Source organism: Solicola gregarius (genome assembly GCF_025790165.1).
Classification (GTDB): Bacteria; Actinomycetota; Actinomycetes; order Propionibacteriales; family Nocardioidaceae; genus Solicola; species Solicola gregarius.
This window is the reverse complement of record NZ_CP094970.1, coordinates 2,417,281-2,436,069: the sequence shown is the minus strand read 5'-3', so window position 1 is coordinate 2,436,069 and position 18,789 is coordinate 2,417,281. Positions and strand designations below refer to the sequence as shown.

Sequence of the window (18,789 nt, the reverse complement as noted above, 5' to 3'; positions counted from 1 at the left end):
GACGTGAGGCAGACACGAGCATGAGGAGATATCAGTGAGCGAGCAGGGCCTGTCCAACTTGATGAGCGAAGAGCGCCACTTCGACCCGCCCGCAGACCTCGCGCGCGACGCGAACGTCACCGCGGCGGCGTACGAGGAAGCCGCGGCCGACCGGCTCGCGTTCTGGTCGAAGCAGGCCGAGCGGATCACCTGGGCCGAGCCGTACGAGCAGGTGCTCGACTGGTCGAACCCGCCGTTCGCCAAGTGGTTCGTCGGCGGCAAGCTCAACGTCGCGTACAACTGCGTCGATCGCCACGTCGAGGACGGCAAGGGCGACAAGGTCGCGTTCCACTGGGTCGGTGAGCCGGCCGACGACACCCGCACGATCACGTACGCCGACCTGTTGGACTCCGTGTCGCGGGCGGCGAACGCGCTGATCGAGCTCGGCGTCGAAGAGGGTGACCGGGTCGCGATCTACCTGCCGATGATCCCTGAGACCGTCATCGCGATGCTGGCGTGCGCTCGCATCGGCGCCCCGCACACCGTGGTGTTCGGCGGCTTCTCGGCCGACGCGCTGGCCAGCCGCATCGACGACTGCGACGCGAAGATCGTCATCACCTCCGACGGCGGCTACCGTCGCGGCGCGCCGAGCGCCCTCAAGCCGGCCGTCGACGAAGCGGTCGCCCGCTCACCGCGCGTCCGCAATGTCGTCGTCGTACGCCGCACCGGCCAGGACGTCGAGTGGACCGACAAGGACGTGTGGTGGCACGAGATCGTCGACCGGCAGTCCGCCGAGCACACACCGAAGGCCTTCGATGCCGAGCACCCGCTCTACGTCATGTACACCTCGGGCACCACCGGTAAGCCGAAGGGCATCCTGCACACCTCGGGCGGCTATCTCGTGCAGTCGGCCTGGACACACTGGTCGGTATTCGACCTCAAGGCCGAGTCCGACATCTACTGGTGCTCCGCCGACATCGGGTGGGTGACCGGCCACTCCTACATCGTCTACGGCCCGCTCGCCAACGGAGCCACCTCGGTGATGTACGAGGGCACGCCCGACACCCCGCACAAGGGTCGCTGGTGGGAGATCATCCAGGACTACAAGGTGTCCATCTTCTACACGGCACCGACCGCGATCCGTACGTTCATGAAGTGGGGCGACGAGATCCCCGCCGAGTTCGATCTGTCGAGCGTACGCGTGCTCGGGTCGGTCGGGGAGCCGATCAACCCCGAGGCGTACATCTGGTATCGCGAGAACATCGGCGGCGACAACGTCCCCGTCGTCGACACGTGGTGGCAGACCGAAACGGGCGCGATCATGATCAGTCCGCTGCCGGGGGTCACCTCGGCCAAGCCGGGCTCCGCGATGACGGCGCTGCCGGGCATCGGCGCCGACGTCGTCGACGATGCCGGCAACTCCGTGCCGAACGGCTCCGGCGGCTACCTCGTCCTGACCGAGCCGTGGCCGTCGATGCTGCGTACGTTGTGGGGCGACGACCAGCGCTTCATCGACACGTACTGGTCGCGTTTCGCCGGCAAGTACTTCGCCGGCGACGGCGCGAAGCGTGACGACGACGGCGACATCTGGCTGCTCGGACGGGTCGACGACGTCATGAACGTCTCCGGCCACCGGCTGTCGACGACCGAGATCGAGTCGGCGCTGGTATCGCACGACAAGGTGGCGGAGGCGGCCGTCGTCGGCGCCACCGATGCCACGACCGGCCAGGCGGTGGTCGCGTTCGTGATCCTGACCGAGGCCGCGGGCGATGGCGGACCGGATGTCGTCGCCGAGCTGCGCGCCCACGTGGCGAAGGAGATCGGCGCGATCGCGAAGCCGCGCAGCATCATGGTGGTCTCGGAGCTGCCGAAGACGCGCTCGGGCAAGATCATGCGCCGCCTGCTCCGCGATGTCGCCGAGAAGCGAGAGGTCGGCGACGTCACGACGCTCGCGGACAGCACCGTGATGGACGCGATCAAGACCGGGATCGGCTCGTCCGACGACGACTGACGCTTGGATGTTTACCATGTAAACATGGTAAAGGTGCACCTTGCGCGGCGAATTCGCCGTGCGGGGTGCACCTTTGCTATGCAGAGCGCCGCTCGCCTGACCCGGAGATTTGCTATCGTAAATAGCCAACATTACCGAGCGTGACCTTGTAGGAAAGTAGATTGTCTACAATCGACGTTCCGGGCGACTCGGAGCCTCATCGTCGAGGCACGAATCGATGAAATCCGGAGGGGACGCCATGACGGAGATGCTGCCGTTCGCCAAGCACCAGGCCAACACCGCCGACCTGCAGACATGCGGGTCGAACCTGATCAGCCATGCCGCCGAAGGGCTCACGAACGGCAAGCTGACCAAGAACGCTTACAGCCCCGCGCTGACATCTGTCACCGGTATGTGCTCGCCGCAGGTCGAGTCCGCCGACCAGGCCGTCCAACAGGGCTCGCAGGACGTCACCGCCGAACTCGCCTGGGCGGCCGTGGTCAGCCAGTACTGGGGCACCCAGGTCACCGACTTCAACTCCCGGGTCGACACCATCACGTCGACCCTCGCCACCAAGAAGGACGACGAAGGCGAGTCCGACGACCCCGACGGAGACAGCCCGACCGTCCAGGCGAAGCGCGACTGGTGGACGGCGTACTACAACTACATCGAAGGCGGGCAGTCGACAGTGTCGGCGATGCTGCGCGACGGCCCTACCCCCGGGCACATGCAGACCGCGATCGACGCCGGCGCGCTCCCACCGATGTCTTGGGACTTCGGTACGCGGGACGACTACTGGAACGGGTTCCTCGGCATCTTCCGGCCTCCGAACGGCGATGGCATCGACCAGCTGATCTGGGGCGGGAAGACTGCCTCGCTCGCGGTGCTGTGGCCGGGGTTCTTCATGAACACCCTCAAACAGACCCGATTCGCCCCACTGCCGGCGCCGTATCCGGGGTTCGCCAACACGGGCTGGCGAGCGTACCTCAACTCGAGCAACTACCAGCAGCGCTTCATGCCCCGGACCTGGGTCACCAACCCGCTGAAGCCCTGGACCAAGATGCAGGTTCCCTATACCCGCTGGGGCGCGGCCGCACGGTTCGCGACGAACAAGGTGTTCTACCCGCTCGCGGCCGTCGGCGGTGCGTACGACCAATGGAGCCGCGACTCTCAACGAACCGATCTCACGAATGTCGAGAAGGGCGTCCGGGCGACCACGCGCGGAGCGATCACCCTCGCCGGTACGTACGCCGGCATCGAAGGCGGCGCGGCCCTCGGAGCCGCGATCGGCAGCGTCATCCCCGGCGTCGGTACGGGCGCCGGCGCAATCGTCGGCGGCATCGTCGGCGGCGTGATCGGCTCAGGGCTCGCGAGCGAACTCTCCGACCACGCGGTCGAGGGTGTGACGGCGGCGTGGGACGCATCCGTCGACGGCCTCGACACGGCCAAGGACTGGACCGGCGATCGCCTCGACGATGCGGGCGAAGCCCTCGAGGACACCGGCGGCGCGATCAAGGACGCCTGGAACAGCGTGTTCTGAGCATGACACCCCCACCCAACTGACCCTTCGTTCACGAATTTCCGCCGAGTAGCCGCCCGGTGACCCCCTGCCCTCCTACAGTGCCAAAACGGGGTAGGGAGTCGTCGGCTCGCAGTTGAGGAGCACCATGAACTACATCGACGTCGTACCGGATCCCGCGTCGTCCGCCGCCCGTAACACGGCGAACACAGCACCGACCTGGGCGTCGTGGGCATCGGCCGCGACCGGCACGCTCGACAGTGCCGCCATCTCGTCCAAGGACTCCGTCGTCACCCAGGCGTTCAAGACGTTCCACGATGACGTCAAGCCTCGGGTCAACGCGCTGTCCAAACTAGCCGAGAAGCAAGGTGTCGACCTCGGTTGGTCGGTGCAGTACGCGATGGACGGCGACGATCAAGCATCGGCCGACCAGAACCCCGCCCTCGCGGGAACGACCGAGCTCGGGCCGGTCCTCAACCGGCCGGTGAACCTGGAGTAGCACTCGGGAGGTAGTGACGCATGGGTGCAATGGAGCCCTTCGAGAAGCACGACGCCGACACCGGCTCGTTGACGTCCTGTGGCTCGACGCTGGTGACGCAGGCGGCCGAGGGGATGACCAACGGCACCCTGACCCGCAACGCGTACAGCCCGGCGCTCACGTCGGTGACCGGTGTGTGCTCGCCTCAGGTACAGAGCGCCGACCAGGCCGTACAGCAGGGCTCCCAGGACGTCACGAGCGAGCTCGCCTGGGCCGCCGTCGTGAGCCAGTACTGGGGCACCCAGGTCACCGACTTCAACTCTCGCGTCGACGAGATCACTTCCGGGCTGGCCAGCCAGGGTCCGAACTACGGCGCGGAGGGCGAGGACGGCGAAGACCCGACCCAGGGCGAGATCGATGCCGCCAAGGCCGAGAAGACCGCCGATGCGAAGCAGGACTGGTGGACCGCGTACGGCACCTACATCCAAGGCGGGCAGACGAAGGCCTCGTCGATGCTTCGCGATGGCCCGACCGCGGGCAACATGCAGACGGCGATCGATGCAGGCGTGATGCCGGCAATGGGCTGGGACTACACCTGGAACGACTTCTGGACGGGGACGACCGGGCTCTGGAGCCCTCCCGGCGACCAGGGTGCATATGGAGCCGGCCTGTGGGGTCTTCGCCGCGGCGCGCTCGGCTTCGACCTGCTCGCGCAGTGGCGCATCGGAAGCCGGACCAGATTCGCTCCCCGCGGCTACTACACCAACGCCGCCGGACAGACTCGGTACGGCTATCTCCCGTACAAGAACACCTCGTGGTGGAACCAGGCCCGGATGCGGGCAAGCTCCAGCAACTGGCAGGCATCGTGGGGAAACTCCGCGAGCAATGCGAAGTGGGCGACGGCCGCCAAGTGGATGAACCGCGGCGGCTATGTGCTGTCGTTCGCGGCCGGCGGCATCGACCAGTGGACGCGCGACGCCAACCGCACCGATCTGACCGACGGCGAACGCGTCACCCGCGCAGGCACCCGCGCGACTCTCAACCTCGCCGGTACGGCGGCCGGCGCATGGGCGGGGGCCAAGGGCGGCGCCGTGCTGGGCACCATGATCGGCGGACCGGTCGGCGGCGTGATCGGCGGCGCCGTCGGTGGGATCATCGGTGGTGTGATCGGATCGGGTGTCGCCAACGAGGTCGCCGACCACGTCGTCGACTGGGCCGGCGACACGTACAACGACGTCGCGGACTGGACCGGCGACCGACTCGACGACGCCGGCGAGGCGCTCAGCGACGTCGGCGACGCACTGACGTTCTGGGATTGACGCGGCCCGCAATGAACGACGCGCTGCTCACCATCGCACTGTTCGTCGGCGGCGTACTGCTGCTGGCGCTGTTCGCGTGGAGCTGGCGCGGCACCACTCCACGCGCCCGCTGGTGGCACCGGGACGCCCGTGGCAGCGACAGCATGGCGATGGGGTTCATCCCGGGCGCTGGCGTCGTGCTCGTCGCGGCGTCCGCGTACCGAGTACTGCCCGACGCACTCAGCCCGATCGCCGTGTTCGTCATCGTCGCGGGCGTATTCGGCGGTGTGCTCGGGGCCGTCGTGCCGCGCTTGTGGGGACCCCCCTGGTACCGCGACTACCTCGCCCGCCGCAAGCGAGCAGCTCGGAAGCGATGAGCCGTCATCCCGACGACCGGACGCCGGTTCGGATGTCCCGCCACACACGTAGGTTTAGTACCAGGTGACGCACGTACGCGATCCCTCAGGCACGAAGGGGCTAGGCACGAATGAGCGATGAACCGTTGGCGATGTACCGCCACGCGAGAGCCGGGTTCGCCTTGCCCGCACCGCGTACGTGGGTGCTGCACGAGGATCCGCAAGAACAGGTCGCGGCCGCCATCGTCGCGCCCGCGAACGGCGACGACTTCCGGCCGAACATCGTGGTCACCGTCGACGACCTCGAGCCCGGCCACACGCTCGAATCGTGGCAGGAGTTCACCGAGTCGGTCAGCCCACAGCTGCTCGACCAGTACCTCCTCATCGACAACGAACTACTCGAGCAGCGCGGCCACCCCGTGTTCCACCGGCTCGCGCATCATGCGAACCCGGACGGAGTGGCGCTGACGATGGAGCAGTGGTGCACCGTGCGCGGCAACCGTGGGTTCACCCTCACCGGCACTGCGGGGACGATGGACCTCCTGGACTCGGCCGGGTTGTTCGCCGAGGTCGCGCGCGGCTTCCGGACCGACGAGGACGACGAGGACGCGGAGGAGACCGACCGATGACAGCGACCTTCGACCCCGATACCGGCCGGGCGACGCTCGACCGGGTCAGCTTCGACGCACTGCTCGCCCTCGCCGCGGGAGCGGACCCGCCCGCGCGCGGCCTCGAGAAGGCTCAGGAGGCGGGGCTCGTCTCCGGCTCATCGCTCCATCCGGCCGTGCGTACGCCGATCGCCGCCGCCGCCGATCCGGTCGCGGTCGCGCGCCTCGAGATGCGCAATGAGGAAGGCAAGCTCGTCGTCGGCGAGTGCTGGGTGTCGACGGAAGCGGCGACGTACCTCGTGGGCCAACCCGGCGGCGACCTCGAGCTCATCTCGACGGCGCCGAGCTTCTTCCCGGTGTCGATCTCGCGACTGGTCGGCCTGTCGCCGCGCCCGCGGACCGGTTTCCAGCCCTGGCGCATGCCGCGGGAGATGGTCGACGACACGTTGTGCGACGACCCCGAGCGCCGCCTGACCGCCACGACCGCCATCTCCGGTAGCGCCGGCGACGAGGCGACCACGGCGTACGCCGACGCCCTCGCAAAGGGGCCCTGGTGGTACTGGAACCTCGGCGTCCATTGGCCGGGCACCGACGAGAGCGACGGTGCGCGGTCGCTCCACATCGTCGACACCCAGCTGGGCATGGCGATCCTGTCACTGTCCGATGAGCTGATCGCCGTCGACCCGACCAACCCGACGGAGGTGTTCTGGCTCCTCACGGCGATCCTGCCCCGCGACAACGAGCTCGCGTTCGCACCGGCGATGCCGTCGTAGCCTCGGCGAGGCGCGCGTACGTACGTCTCTCACGCGGTGGCCGACACGAGCCGACCCGCGCTGCGCCGTACGAACGAGTCATCTAGGCTCAACTCGGCAGCAGCAATGTTCGTTTCGGTTCCCGTCGACCCAGGAGAGTCCATGAGCAGCCAAGGACAGCACCGGCTCGAGGCGCAGGAGCAGTCCGACCCGACGATCGGCCGACTGGTCGCGGACGCGAGCCGAGACGTGTCGTCGCTGGTTCAGTACGAGATCCAGCTCGCGAAGTCGGAGCTCCGGGTCAGCGTCAAGAACCTCGGTATCGGCGGTGCACTGCTGGCGGTCGCCGGGTTCTTCGGCATCATGATCATCATCTTCGCCTCGATCACGGCCGCGTACTTCATCGCGAAGATCCCCGGGCTCGACCTGGCTTGGGCCTTCCTGATCGTCACCGGCATCTACCTCCTGCTCGCCGTCATCCTCGTGCTGATCGGCATCCGCAAGCTCAAGGCGATCAAGGCCCCCGAGCAGACGATCAGCACGGCGAAGGAGATCCCGGGAGCGCTCAAGGGTCAGCACGACAAGGCGGGGGCCCGGCCCGAGGCGATCGCTCCCAAGCCCTGACAACGCGAGCTACGTGCACCCGCCGGTCGAGACCTCCTGGTCGGCGCCGACACCCAGTCGGGCGTCTTCTTGGACCTGTTCCGCGGTGAGGACGTAGCCGGTGTTGTCGTCGCTGACCGACGCCGCGAACACCACCCCGTAGACCTCGCCTCGCTCGCTCATCAGCGGCCCGCCGGAGTTTCCCGAGCGCACCAGACCCCGGATCGAGAACACCTGCCTGCGGACGATCCCGTCGTCGTAGATGTTCGGGCTGCGCAGCTCCTGCTGCGCACGGATGCGCGCCGGCACCGCGTCGAACGGTCCGTTGTCCGGGTAGCCCATGACGACGGCGTTCGCACCCGCGCCACCGTCGAGATCGAACCCGAGCGGGCGCGCCGTGAGCCCGTCGACCGCCAGGATCGCGATGTCGAGATCCTCGTTGTAGACGACGGTTTCGGCGTCATAGCGCGTATCGCCTACCACCACGGTCGGATCGTCGACGCCGGCCACGACGTGCGCGTTGGTCATGACCCGCTCCGACGCGTAGACGAACCCGCTGCCCTCGACGCCCCGGTCGCAGTCGTCCGCCTCGCCGATCACCTTCACCACGCTCGGCTCGGTCCGGCGTACGACCGGAAGCCCGAGGATGTGCTCGTTCGGCCGACGTACGTGGGTGATCTGCTCGGGTACGAACGGCTCCAGGTAGCGCGGGAAGAGGTTCGAGTCGATCAGGGAGTTGAAGGACTGCAGGCCGTCGCGGGCGGAGTCGGGCATGACGTCGTCGACCCGGCTGAGCACCGCCGACGACCGCACGGAGTTCGATAGCCCGGGGATCTGAGTGCCCGAGACCGCGTATCCGAGACACCAGGCGATGACCAGGACCGCCACGACGGACAACACCGCTCCGCCGACGGCGTCGATCGAGCGAGCGGGATTCCAGGTGATCTGGTCGCGCAGATGCGTACCGACGTACGTGCCGCACGCCTGGCCGACCGTCGCGCAGATCAGCACCAGGACCAGTGCGAGCAAAGCCGTGCCGACACCGTCGCCGAGACCGCCGAGGACGACCGGCACGATCACGATGCCGAAGACTCCCCCGATCAGCAGGCCACCGGTCGCCGCCGCACCGGTCACGAAGCCCTGCCAGTAGCCCGCCATCCCGTACACGACGATGACGAGGATCAGGATGAGGTCGAGCACGTTCATGAACCGTCCGATGCGGGAGAATGGGGCCGCGGGCGTACGCGCGAATGATCCCACTCGCGTTCCCAGCCGACGTGCTCGAACAGCCGGCTGACGATGCCGGCCGTGAACCCCCACAGGACGAGCCCGTCGCCCACGTCGAACGCCGGGCCCTTCCAACCCCCGCTCAACCGCACGGTGAACCGGTTTGCCGGGTCGAGCAGATGTGCGAGGGGTACGCGATGCACGCTTGCGACCTCGCGCTCGTCGACCACGCCGACAGGGCTCGGCATACGCCACCAGGCGACGATCGTCGTCACCGAGGAGTTGCTCGGCGGCAGCCACAACTCCGGCAGACTGCCGATCACGGTGACACCAGCCGGGTCGAGTCCGACCTCCTCGTACGCCTCGCGCATCGCTGTATCGACCTGATCGCGGTCACCGGGATCGACCCGCCCGCCGGGGAACGACAGCTGGCCGGGATGCGAGCGCAACGTGTGCGCGCGCTCGGTGATCAGCAGATCCGGCCCGGCGTCGCCCTCCCCGAACAGCATCAGGACGGCGGCACGCCTCGCCGAGCGCGGTGGTCTCGGTATGCGCGGGGACAGGGTCGTCGACGTCACGCCGTCGAGGCCGACAGCGACCGGCCGCAGCCACTCCGGGAGCTCCGCGTACGCGCCGGCGCCCGACGCAGAGCTGCCGGGTGCCTCGCGGCCACGTGCGTCGTCGTGCATCAGGGCCGCACCCCGAGATGCTCGCGTACGTCTGCCGCGAGCATCTCGTACGACGAGTACTCCTTGCGCGCGGTGCCCGCGATGCGGCCCTGGTCGTCGACGAACACGGTCTGCGGAACGGTGGCCACCAGCAAGCCGGGTTTGGAGTCGCCTCCGGGGTCGGCCATCGACGGGTACGTGACGCCGCTGTCGGCCGCGAGCTCGATAGCCGTATCGGGTTGCGGGTCTTCGATGTCGATCCCGATCACCCGTACCTTGCCGGACTCGTGCAGCTGCTGGATGACGGGGAGCTCCCGGCGGCACGGCTCGCACCAACTTGCCCACACGTTGATCAGGGTCGGCTTGCCGCGCAGTGCCGACAGCTTGACGTCGGGCCCGCCGCCAAGACAGGGAAGCGTGACGTCGGGGAGGCCGTCGTCGACGGGCGCGACCCCGCCGTCGAGCTGGGGACAGTCGTCGATACCGGCCGCCCGCTTGAGGTTCGCAAGCTCCGGCGTATCGACGTCGACGTCAGACAGCTGGGAGGCCGGCAGCGATCCGCCGCCGCCCTCGTCGTCGGACGACGTCGGTGGTGCGCAGGCCGCCAGCGTGCCGAGCAGGCAGGTCGCCGCGGCGATCGCAGCGCCTGCCCATCTCATGCCCGCCCCTCGGTACGCAGGAGCTTGGCCGCCTCGTCGTACCCGGTCGGCCCTTCGCCGAACGCCGGGCACCAGCGGGCGACGGGGCAGGCGCCGCAGGCGGGCTTGCGCGCGTGGCAGCAGCGGCGACCGTGCCAGATCAGGTGGTGACTCAGCATCGTCCAGTCGCGCTTGGGAAACAGGGCCCCGATCGCGTGCTCGACCTTCACCGGATCGGTCTCGTCGGTCCAGCCGAAGCGGCGTACGAGGCGGCCGAAGTGGGTGTCGACGGTGATGCCGGGAACTCCGAATGCGTTGCCGAGAACGACGTTGGCGGTCTTGCGGCCGACGCCGGGTAGCGTCACGAGGTCGTCCAGCTTCGCCGGCACCTCGCCGCCGAACCGCTCACAGAGCGCACCCGACAGCTTCAGCAGGCTCTCGGTCTTCGCCCGGAAGAAGCCGACCGGCTTCAGCATCTCCTCGAGCGTCGTACGGTCGCCGGCGGCCATCGCCGCTGCGTCGGGGTACGTCGCGAACAGGGTCGGACTGACGGCGTTGACGCGTTTGTCGGTGGTCTGTGCCGAGAGGACGGTCACCACCAGCAGCTCGAACGCGTTGGTGAAGTCGAGCTCGGCCTTCGCGTCGGGGTAGGTCTCTGCGAGCACGCGGTCGATCTTGCGTGCCCGGCGTACCAGCGAAGTAGGGGGCTTGGGGACGTCTGCGGCGCGGGTGGGAGTCGGGGTCGGCACGCATCCAGGGTACGGGCGTGCGGCGACACGCCCGGGCGGTGTTGGGCCAGGAACGTGTCCTCTTCGCCATTCGTCTGCAGGATAGGACAGAATGTGAAGCGAAGCACACCGATCCGCAGGCGTGCACGACGGCGAGGAGATCCAGTGGACAACGACGTGCTCCGTCAGGCTTTGCTCTTCTCTGGCCTCGACGACGAGGCGGCGGCCTCGCTCGGGGCGCAGATGACCGAGACGCAGCTGAGTCGAGGCGAGGTCCTGTTCCACGAAGGTGACTCCGGTGACCGGCTGTACATCGTGACCGACGGGAAGATCAAGCTCGGGCGTACCTCCGCCGACGGCCGCGAGAACCTCCTCGCGATCCTGGGGCCCGGCCAGATGTTCGGCGAACTGTCGCTGTTCGACCCGGGCCCGCGATCGACGACGGCTACGGCGGTCACGGACTGCTCGATGCAGAGCCTCGGCCACGACGAGCTGATCGTCTGGCTCAACGACCACCCGAACGTCGCGCGGGCGCTGCTGCACCAGCTCGCCGCGCGGCTGCGGCGTACGAACGACGTGGTCGCCGACCTGGTGTTCTCCGATGTGCCGGGCCGGGTCGCGAAGGCCCTCCTCGACCTGTCGTCGCGCTTCGGCCGCAAGGCCGACGACGGCATCCACGTCCATCACGACCTGACGCAGGAGGAGCTCGCGCAGCTCGTCGGCGCGTCTCGCGAGACCGTCAACAAGGCGCTCGCCGACTTCGCCATGCGCGGCTGGCTGCGGCTCGAGCCGCGGTCGGTGGTCATCCTCGACCTGGAGCGGCTGCAGCGGCGGTCGCGCTAGCGCATTTGCGACCGGTTACGCCCAGATCGCATTCCCAAAGCGACCGGTTACGCCCAGATCCACTAGGAAGAGACCGGGGCGTAATGGATCGCATCATCCAGACAGTCGCCCGACGAGTTCGACCCGCGTCAAGCTGCGTCCGCGTCTTTGCGTACAACGATGAGGTCGGGCCGAGGCCGCCCGGCGTTCCCCGCACGGAACGCCCGGGCGCTTGCGAGAAACGCATCAGGATCCCGTGACACGTCTCCGGGTGCCCAGGGCAGGAACGGGATTCCCATCTGGGCCAGAACACGCTGCGTGGCCTGCGTTCGCTTGTATAGCTCAGGGCTGAGGTGCCACTCCATCGAATCGATCTGGAGCGCGAGGGCAAGGTCGTCCCACCATCCGTCCGGAACGCACAGGAGCGTCCCGTCCGGCGTGTATAGCTCGACATTCCACTCGGGCATCGGCACATCGCCTGCGGCGAAGACGTCTCGCGCGTTGCCCTCGGCCGAAGAGCGGATGCCCGCCTCGATTTCGATCAGCACTCGTCTCGCTCGGCCGCTGCGCTGCGTCGCCATGCTTTCGATCGTTTGCCGAATCTGCATCGGCGTGCACATCCTCCGCTGTACGACCTCCGCTATAGCAGCACGAACCGCGGCCGATCCCGTCACCCGACGACAGCCGTCGAGGCAACAGCGAGGGATCGGAGCCAGCGGCAGCCCGCGACGGACGACGGGATCGGGCAGTTTCCTGGTGCGCTCGACCACGACGAAGTGATGCGACGATCGGTGCCTGTCATGTGGCACCAGGATGTGAATTCGCGGATCCAATCGTGCGCGTACGCCGTACTCACGCAAGCCGCTTTCACCCGTGATCACGCAGCCGGGGCCACCGTACTTGACCGCAGCGAGCATGCGTTCGCGCTGCGTCGGCGTACCGGTATGGCAGAGGGTGACTCCCGGCAGAATCCATTGCCACGGCCCACCCGGCTTCATCCGCCGACAGATTGTGCTCCGCCGCATGCCGAGTTCCATCAACTCGGCATGCGTCACCACCCGCTCGCTTCGCGCAATGATCTCGTCAACGGCGCGCATGTCGTAGCTCGCCCTCCTCGGCATGCGCCACAGAGTCGCCTACTGGGCCCAATTGGGAAAGACCCATACGTACGTCTGTGGAAAAGCTGTGGATCACCCCGTGGTGTCGCCGTTGGTCACACTTCCAAAGCGACCGGTTACGCCCAGGTCGCATTCCAAAGCGACCGGTTACGCCCAGGTCGCATTCCCAAAGCGACCGGTTACGCCCAGATCCACTAGGAAGAGACCGGGGCGTAACCGATCGCAACACGGGCGCCACGCGAGTCGCCCGCGCGGCCTCAGCGCCGCAGGTACGCCAGCTGTGCGGCCACGGACTGTTCGGCGGCCGGCCACAGCGACTCGTCGACGTCGGCGTACACCCGCTCGACGACCTCGCGGGCCGTGCTCGCACCTTCGGCTACCGCCGCGCGTACCTGCTCCAGCCGCTCGGCCCGGTGCGTGAGGTAGCCGTCGAGCACCTCGGCCGGGTTCTCGATCACCGGGCCATGTCCGGGCAGCAGCCGGCGTACGCCGCGCTCGTCGACGAGTCGTCGCAATCGCCGCAACGAGTCGAGGTATGCGCCGAGGTCGCCGTCGGGCTGCGCGACGACGCTCGTGCCCCGGCCCAGCACCGTGTCGCCGGTGAGCAGGGCCGAGTCGGCGCCGACGAGCAGGCTCACCGAGTCGCTGGTGTGCCCGGGTGTTGCGACGGCCTCGACGACCAGCCCGTCGACCTCGACCCGGTCACCATCGTTGAGCCCGGCAGCGCTCGTACGCAACGAGGCGTCGGCCGCCCGCACCTCGCAGCCCACCCGGGACGCGAACGCGGCCGCGGACTCCGAGTGGTCGATGTGGCGATGCGTCAGCAGCACGACACCGACCGACCCTGCGGCAGCCTCGACCGCATCGAGATGCTCCGGCTCGGGCGGCCCCGGGTCGACCACGATCGACCGCGCCGCGCCCACCTCTCGCAGCACCCAGGTGTTCGTACCGTCGAGCGTCATGATGCCCGGATTGTGCGCGAGGACGCACTCCGCCCGCTCCCCGAAACGACCACCCGACCAAGTCACGGCAGCTCCGTCTCCAGGAAGTACTCGCCGTCGTCGTCCACCAAGCGCGGTTCGACCGGCACGATGCGCCGCGCCGGCGCGACGCTCAGTGCCTCGGCGGCCGAGCCGAGTGCTGCCAGGTCGCGACAGGTCACCCACGTCGGCGGCATCATCGCGATCTCGTCGCGCCCTTCCCTCCGGAGCGCGTCGGACAGCGATAGCCACTCGACTCGGTCCGCCTCGGTGCTCACGTCACGAGTACGCTGCCCGGCCGGCAGCACCGCGACGAAGAACCGCGTATCGAATCTCCGCGGTTCGAACTCCGGCGTGATCCAGTGCGTCCATGCCGCGAGCAGGTCGGCGCGTACGGCCAGCCCGCGTCGCTCGAGTAGTGCGGCGAGCGACAGCTCGTGGCCGACGAGCGCTTGCCGGTCGGCCTCCCATTCGTCGCCCGTGACGTCGGCGACCACCTGCGACTCGTCGCCGGCGAGCAGGACGGCTGACTCCTCGTACGTCTCGCGTACCGCGGCACAGACCAGCGCCCGCGCGAGCCCCTCGTCACACCCGAAGCGTTCGGCCCACGCGGCGGCCGGCGGACCGACCCATCGTACGTCGGCGTCCGCGTCACGCGGGTCGACCCGGCCGCCCGGGAAGACGTACATGCCGGCGGCGAAGGCCATGCTGCGCTGCCTCCGCAGGAAGTACGCCTCGACGCCGTCCGCGCCATCGCGCAGAAGCACGACCGTCGCAGCGTTGACCGGCCGCACGGGCTCGGCCGTACGGTTTGCGACGTGGTCACGAAGCGACGCGGGCAGCGGGACGCGCATGTGCCTCTCCAATCAACGTCGGGCCGTCGTGAGCGGCGTCCGGCGGGATGCCTCGCGAGGCCGAGGAGGGACGTCGGTGACGGCCACCTTCGACCGACGAGAACGAAGCGAGGCGCCCGTCCGGGCGTCGCGCAACAGGCCGGATGTTGGTTGGCGAGGCACTAGCTAACGGACCTCGGCGATCAGCTCGACCTCGACTGGTACGTCGAGCGGCAGCGCCGCCACGCCGACCGCACTTCGCGCATGCACGCCGGCGTCACCGAACACGTTGCCGAACAGCTCGCTCGCGCCGTTCGCAACGGCAGGCTGGCCGGTGAAGTCGGGCGCGCTCGCGACGAACGCGACGACCTTGACGATGCGCACGACCTGCGAGAGATCGTCGACCTGGGTCGCGAGTGCCGCGATCGCATTGAGCCCACACTGTTGAGCGCATTCGGTCGCCACCTCCGGGCTGACCTCCGCGCCGACCTTGCCGGTCGCGAGCGGCTTGCCGTCGCGCAACGGCACCTGGCCCGCCGTATAGACGTACGAGCCGGTGCGCAGCGCGGGCACGTACGCGGCGACGGGCGGCACGACCTCGGGGACGGTCAGGCCGAGCTCGGCGAGGCGCTCTTCGGGGGTAGCCATCAGGACTCCTTCGGACGCTTGAAGTACGCGACGAGGTTCTCCGGGTTCATGCCCGGAACGATCTGGACGAGCTCCCAGCCCTCGGAGCCGAAGTTGTCGAGAATCTGCTTCGTCGAGTGCACCAGCACGGGCGCGGTGAGGTATTCCCACTGGGTCATGCGGCGACGATACTTCATCGGTCACTAGTGCATCCTGGGCCCATGACGCACGATCCACGCGCCGTCCTGAGCCGGCCTGCGCCGCCGCCCGACCTCGTACTCACGTACGGGCAATCACCGGAGCACATCGTCGACGTGCACCTCCCGCCCGGCGATGGCGTCCCCGCGCCGCTCGTCGTCGTGCTGCACGGCGGCTTCTGGCGCGACAGCGTCGACCGCGTGTACACCCGTTCGCTGGCCGATGCGCTGCGCCGCGACGGATACGCGGTCGCGACTCCTGAATACCGCCGTACGCCGGCTGCCCGGTGGCCGGAGATTCGCGCCGACATCGAGGCGGTACGCGCCACGCTCCCGTCGTTGATCGCCGACGCCGTCCCTGGGCGGGTCGAGGCCGGGCCGTACCGGCTGCTCGGCCACTCCGCCGGAGGCCACCTCGCTCTGTGGTGGGGCCTCACGGCACCGCGAACGGTGGACCGCGTCGTAGCACTCGCCCCGGTCGCCGACCTCGCCAGCGCGTACGCCGACGACCTCGACGAGGGCGCGGTCGTCGCCCTGCTGGGCGGAAGCCCGGACGACCGTCCCGAGGAGTTCGCCGACGCCGACCTCACCTCTCGCCTGCACGCAGCCGAACCACCGATCGTCATCCTGCACGGCGACGAGGACCAGCGCGTACCCATCGAGCACAGCCGTGGGCTCGGCGTACCAACGCTGCTGCACGAGCTCGTCGGCGTCGAGCACTTCGCATTGGTCGACCCGCTCACGCCGGCGTGGTCCGTCGTCCGCGATGCGCTCGCGGCACCTGCAAAGGCATAGGCTCGACCCGTGGCACCCCGCAAGCGCCTGCACATCGTCACCGGCAAGGGCGGCACCGGCAAGACGACCGTGGCCGCATCCCTTGCGATGACATTGGCCAGCGAGGGCAGGCATGTGCTGCTGTGCGAGGTCGAAGGCCGCCAGGGCATCGCGCAGCTCTTCGACGTACCGCCGCTTCCGTACGAGGAGCGGCTCGTCGCGTCGAGTCCCGACGGCGGGCAGGTGTACGCGCTGGCGATCGACGCCGAGGCCGCATTGCTGGAGTACCTCGCGATGTTCTACCGCCTCGGCCGCGCCGGCAAGGCGCTCGACCGCTTCGGCATCATCGACTTCGCGACCACGATCGCGCCCGGCGTACGCGACGTACTGCTGACCGGGAAGGTGTACGAGGCGGTTCGCCGACGCCAGCCCGACGGCGAGTTCGTGTACGACGCCGTCGTCGTCGACGCGCCGCCGACGGGTCGGATCGCCCGCTTCCTGAACGTCAACAGCGAGGTCGCCGGGCTCGCCAAGGTCGGACCCATCCGCCGCCAGGCCGACTCGATCATGACGTTGCTGCGCGCGAAGCGTACGGCCGTCCACATCGTCACGCTGCTGGAGGAGATGCCCGTGCAGGAGACGCTCGACGCCATCGCGGAGCTGCGCGAGGCCGAGCTGCCGGTTGGTCGGGTGTTCGTCAACCAGGTACGCCGCGCGGCACTCGACGCCGCCAGTCGTGAGCGGCTCCGCGACCTCGACACCGCAGCCGTACGCAAGGTGCTGGCGACCGAGGGTCTTCCGGCCGACGGCCCGGTCGCCGACGCCTTACTGGCCGGGGGCGCGGCCGACGTACTGCGCCAGGAGCTACAGGACGAGCAGCGCACGATTCTCGCGGGCATCGACCGCCCGGTGCACGAGCTCCCCGGCTTCTGGACGACGTCGACCTCGGTGCGGTCTACCAGCTCGCCGAGGTCCTCCGTGAGGAAGGCATCGGATGAGCCCGCGATCGCGGACGTCGCCGCGCACGGGTACGCCCCGCGAACGACACCGGTACGGCGGCTGGAGCCGACCGGGCGATGGCGACGGCACGGGCGACGTACTCGACGCCGACGCGCTCATCGCGGATCGCGAGACGAGGATCATCGTCTGTTGCGGCTCGGGCGGCGTCGGCAAGACGACGACGTCGGCCGCGCTCGCCCTGCGCGCGGCGGAGCAGGGCCGCAAGGTGTGCGTTCTGACCATCGATCCGGCCCGCCGGCTTGCGCAGTCCATGGGGTTGACGGAGCTCGACAACGTACCCCGCCCGGTGCGTGACGCGGGAGCAAACGGGGGGTCCCTCGACGCGATGATGCTCGATATGAAGCGCACCTTCGACGAGGTCGTCGAGGCGCACGCGTCGCCGGAGAAGGCGAAGCAGATCCTGCAGAACCCCTTCTACATCGCGCTGTCGAGCTCGTTCGCCGGCACCCAGGAGTACATGGCGATGGAGAAGCTCGGCCAGCTGCACGCCGATGCGGTCGAGGGCGGTCGCTGGGACCTCATCGTCGTCGACACACCGCCGTCGCGGTCGGCGCTCGACTTCCTCGACGCACCCGAGCGCCTGTCGTCGTTGCTCGACGGGCGGTTCATCAAGCTGCTCCTGACGCCCGCGCGCGGTCCCGCCCGTTTCCTCACGGCGGGGTTCGGCATGGTCACGGGAGCGCTCAACAAGGTGCTCGGCGCGCAGATCCTCACCGACGTACAGACGTTCGTCGCGGCGTTCGACACCCTGTTCGGTGGCTTCCGGCAGCGCGCGGAGGCGACGTACGCGCTGCTGCAGGCACCAGAGACGGCGTTCGTCGTCGTGGCATCGCCGGAGAACGACGCGCTGCGCGAGGCGATGTACTTCGTCGAACGGCTGACAGAGGAGCGCATGCCGCTCGCCGGGCTGGTGCTCAATCGCGTGACGGTACCGAGCACGGACGCCGTCGACGAGGCCGAAGCGGAGTCGGCCGCCCGACGTCTCGACGAATCCGCAGGCGACGGCCCGGTTGTCGCCGCCCTGCTGCGCGCACACGCCGACCGCGTACGAGCGCAGGCCCGCGAGTCGCGGCTGCGCCGTCGGTTCGCGGGCGCCCACCCCGCGGTGCCGATCGTGCCGGTGCCCGCTCTCGCCGGCGACGTGCACGATCTGGACGGCCTCCGGCTGATCGGCGAGCGACTCGCGTCGTAGCCGCGGCCGTTTCGGGGTCGGTGAAGACTCGCTGGCGTCAGCCGGCGGCCGCAGGGGCCGTGGCGGACTCTTCACGGGCCGCTTCAAGCAGAGTCCGCCACGAGGTGACGTTCGGGCGGCGCCGCAGCAGCGCGCGCCGCTCCCGCTCGGTCATGCCGCCCCAGACCCCCCACTCGATCTCGTTGTCCAGCGCTTCGGCGAGGCACTCCGCGCGTACCGGACACGCCCGGCACACCTGTTTCGCGCGGTTCTGCTCCGCACCCCGTACGAACAACGCGTCCGGGCCCTGCGATTGACAGGCCGCCGATCGCACCCAGTCATCGATCCACGTCATTGTGTTCTCGCCCCTCTGAGGCCGGCTCCCGTGGCCTCGCGACGACGC

Annotated in this window: 21 protein-coding genes and 1 pseudogene; 12 read left to right on the top strand and 10 right to left on the bottom strand. The window is 68.9% G+C overall.

Translation table 11 applies throughout. The features are described from left to right. The first annotated feature begins 34 nt into the window (after window positions 1–34). From acs to L0C25_RS12100, 8 genes are all read left to right on the top strand, one after another. Window positions 35–1,990 carry an acetate--CoA ligase gene (acs, locus tag L0C25_RS12135; RefSeq protein WP_271636747.1) on the top strand — a complete coding sequence of 652 codons (1,956 nt, stop codon included), beginning with the start codon at window positions 35–37 and terminating at the stop codon, window positions 1,988–1,990. A 238-nt stretch (window positions 1,991–2,228) separates the two neighbouring features. Then, the gene (locus L0C25_RS12130) at window positions 2,229–3,509 is read left to right on the top strand and encodes a hypothetical protein (RefSeq protein ID WP_271636746.1); all 1,281 of its coding nucleotides are present in this window, start codon (window positions 2,229–2,231) and stop codon (window positions 3,507–3,509) included. 127 nt (window positions 3,510–3,636) lie between these two features. Next, a complete protein-coding gene (locus tag L0C25_RS12125) occupies window positions 3,637–3,987 on the top strand; it encodes a hypothetical protein (protein WP_271636745.1) in 351 nt (116 codons plus the stop codon). A gap of 20 nt (window positions 3,988–4,007) precedes the next feature. Next, a complete protein-coding gene (locus L0C25_RS12120; RefSeq protein ID WP_271636744.1) occupies window positions 4,008–5,285 on the top strand; it encodes a hypothetical protein in 1,278 nt (425 codons plus the stop codon). 11 nt (window positions 5,286–5,296) lie between these two features. Further along, window positions 5,297–5,641, top strand: coding sequence for a hypothetical protein (locus L0C25_RS12115; RefSeq protein WP_271636743.1), 345 nt, complete (start codon window positions 5,297–5,299; stop codon window positions 5,639–5,641). A 110-nt stretch (window positions 5,642–5,751) separates the two neighbouring features. After that, on the top strand, window positions 5,752–6,249 hold the full coding sequence (locus L0C25_RS12110) for a hypothetical protein (protein ID WP_271636742.1): 498 nt from the start codon (window positions 5,752–5,754) through the stop codon (window positions 6,247–6,249). Then, a complete protein-coding gene (locus L0C25_RS12105) occupies window positions 6,246–7,001 on the top strand; it encodes a hypothetical protein (protein WP_271636741.1) in 756 nt (251 codons plus the stop codon). The genes L0C25_RS12110 and L0C25_RS12105 overlap by 4 nt, the downstream gene beginning before the upstream one ends. A gap of 141 nt (window positions 7,002–7,142) precedes the next feature. Next, entirely contained in the window at window positions 7,143–7,604 is a 462-nt protein-coding gene (locus tag L0C25_RS12100) for a phage holin family protein (protein WP_271636740.1), read from the top strand. Window positions 7,605–7,613: 9 nt separating this feature from the next. On the opposite strand, the gene L0C25_RS12095 is transcribed toward L0C25_RS12100, so the two are convergent. Genes L0C25_RS12095 through nth form a run of 4 tightly spaced genes read right to left on the bottom strand, consistent with a single transcriptional unit; the run spans window position 7,614 to window position 10,865 of the window. Next, window positions 7,614–8,789 carry a MarP family serine protease gene (locus L0C25_RS12095; protein WP_271636739.1) on the bottom strand — a complete coding sequence of 392 codons (1,176 nt, stop codon included), beginning with the start codon at window positions 8,787–8,789 and terminating at the stop codon, window positions 7,614–7,616. Then, the gene (locus tag L0C25_RS12090) at window positions 8,786–9,499 is read right to left on the bottom strand and encodes an NUDIX hydrolase (protein WP_271636738.1); all 714 of its coding nucleotides are present in this window, start codon (window positions 9,497–9,499) and stop codon (window positions 8,786–8,788) included. Before L0C25_RS12090 ends, L0C25_RS12095 begins: the two co-directional genes overlap by 4 nt. Beyond that, entirely contained in the window at window positions 9,499–10,137 is a 639-nt protein-coding gene (locus L0C25_RS12085) for a TlpA family protein disulfide reductase (protein WP_271636737.1), read from the bottom strand. The genes L0C25_RS12090 and L0C25_RS12085 overlap by 1 nt, the downstream gene beginning before the upstream one ends. Further along, window positions 10,134–10,865, bottom strand: a complete 732-nt coding sequence (gene nth, locus L0C25_RS12080; protein WP_271636736.1) for an endonuclease III — start codon at window positions 10,863–10,865, stop codon at window positions 10,134–10,136. The genes L0C25_RS12085 and nth overlap by 4 nt, the downstream gene beginning before the upstream one ends. A 144-nt stretch (window positions 10,866–11,009) precedes the next feature. Here nth and L0C25_RS12075 point away from each other — a divergent pair, with 144 nt between their 5' ends. Beyond that, on the top strand, window positions 11,010–11,687 hold the full coding sequence (locus L0C25_RS12075; protein WP_271636735.1) for a Crp/Fnr family transcriptional regulator: 678 nt from the start codon (window positions 11,010–11,012) through the stop codon (window positions 11,685–11,687). A 128-nt stretch (window positions 11,688–11,815) separates the two neighbouring features. Here the strand turns inward: L0C25_RS12075 and L0C25_RS12070 are convergent, their stop codons facing one another. From L0C25_RS12070 to L0C25_RS12050, 5 genes are all read right to left on the bottom strand, one after another. Further along, window positions 11,816–12,763, bottom strand: a complete 948-nt coding sequence (locus L0C25_RS12070; protein WP_271636734.1) for a hypothetical protein — start codon at window positions 12,761–12,763, stop codon at window positions 11,816–11,818. A 278-nt stretch (window positions 12,764–13,041) separates the two neighbouring features. Beyond that, window positions 13,042–13,812 (bottom strand): MBL fold metallo-hydrolase, encoded by a 771-nt coding sequence (locus tag L0C25_RS12065; RefSeq protein ID WP_271636733.1) that lies wholly within the window; start codon window positions 13,810–13,812, stop codon window positions 13,042–13,044. Then, window positions 13,809–14,618 (bottom strand): NUDIX hydrolase, encoded by an 810-nt coding sequence (locus L0C25_RS12060; RefSeq protein WP_271636732.1) that lies wholly within the window; start codon window positions 14,616–14,618, stop codon window positions 13,809–13,811. The genes L0C25_RS12065 and L0C25_RS12060 overlap by 4 nt, the downstream gene beginning before the upstream one ends. Window positions 14,619–14,783: 165 nt before the next feature. Beyond that, window positions 14,784–15,245 carry a RidA family protein gene (locus L0C25_RS12055; RefSeq protein ID WP_271636731.1) on the bottom strand — a complete coding sequence of 154 codons (462 nt, stop codon included), beginning with the start codon at window positions 15,243–15,245 and terminating at the stop codon, window positions 14,784–14,786. Beyond that, entirely contained in the window at window positions 15,245–15,403 is a 159-nt protein-coding gene (locus L0C25_RS12050; RefSeq protein WP_271636730.1) for a DUF4177 domain-containing protein, read from the bottom strand. The genes L0C25_RS12055 and L0C25_RS12050 overlap by 1 nt, the downstream gene beginning before the upstream one ends. A 42-nt stretch (window positions 15,404–15,445) precedes the next feature. On the opposite strand from L0C25_RS12050, the gene L0C25_RS12045 reads away from it, so the two are divergent. The 3 genes and pseudogenes from L0C25_RS12045 (at window position 15,446) to L0C25_RS12035 (ending at window position 18,407) form a co-directional block, all read left to right on the top strand. After that, the gene (locus L0C25_RS12045; RefSeq protein WP_271636729.1) at window positions 15,446–16,216 is read left to right on the top strand and encodes an alpha/beta hydrolase; all 771 of its coding nucleotides are present in this window, start codon (window positions 15,446–15,448) and stop codon (window positions 16,214–16,216) included. 87 nt (window positions 16,217–16,303) lie between these two features. Next, a pseudogene (locus L0C25_RS12040) lies at window positions 16,304–16,891 on the top strand (ArsA-related P-loop ATPase); the annotation flags it as partial. A gap of 298 nt (window positions 16,892–17,189) precedes the next feature. Continuing rightward, entirely contained in the window at window positions 17,190–18,407 is a 1,218-nt protein-coding gene (locus tag L0C25_RS12035) for an ArsA family ATPase (RefSeq protein WP_408641682.1), read from the top strand. 37 nt (window positions 18,408–18,444) lie between these two features. Here L0C25_RS12035 and L0C25_RS12030 read toward each other — a convergent pair whose 3' ends face one another. Further along, window positions 18,445–18,741 carry a WhiB family transcriptional regulator gene (locus tag L0C25_RS12030; RefSeq protein ID WP_271636728.1) on the bottom strand — a complete coding sequence of 99 codons (297 nt, stop codon included), beginning with the start codon at window positions 18,739–18,741 and terminating at the stop codon, window positions 18,445–18,447. Window positions 18,742–18,789: the final 48 nt, after the last annotated feature.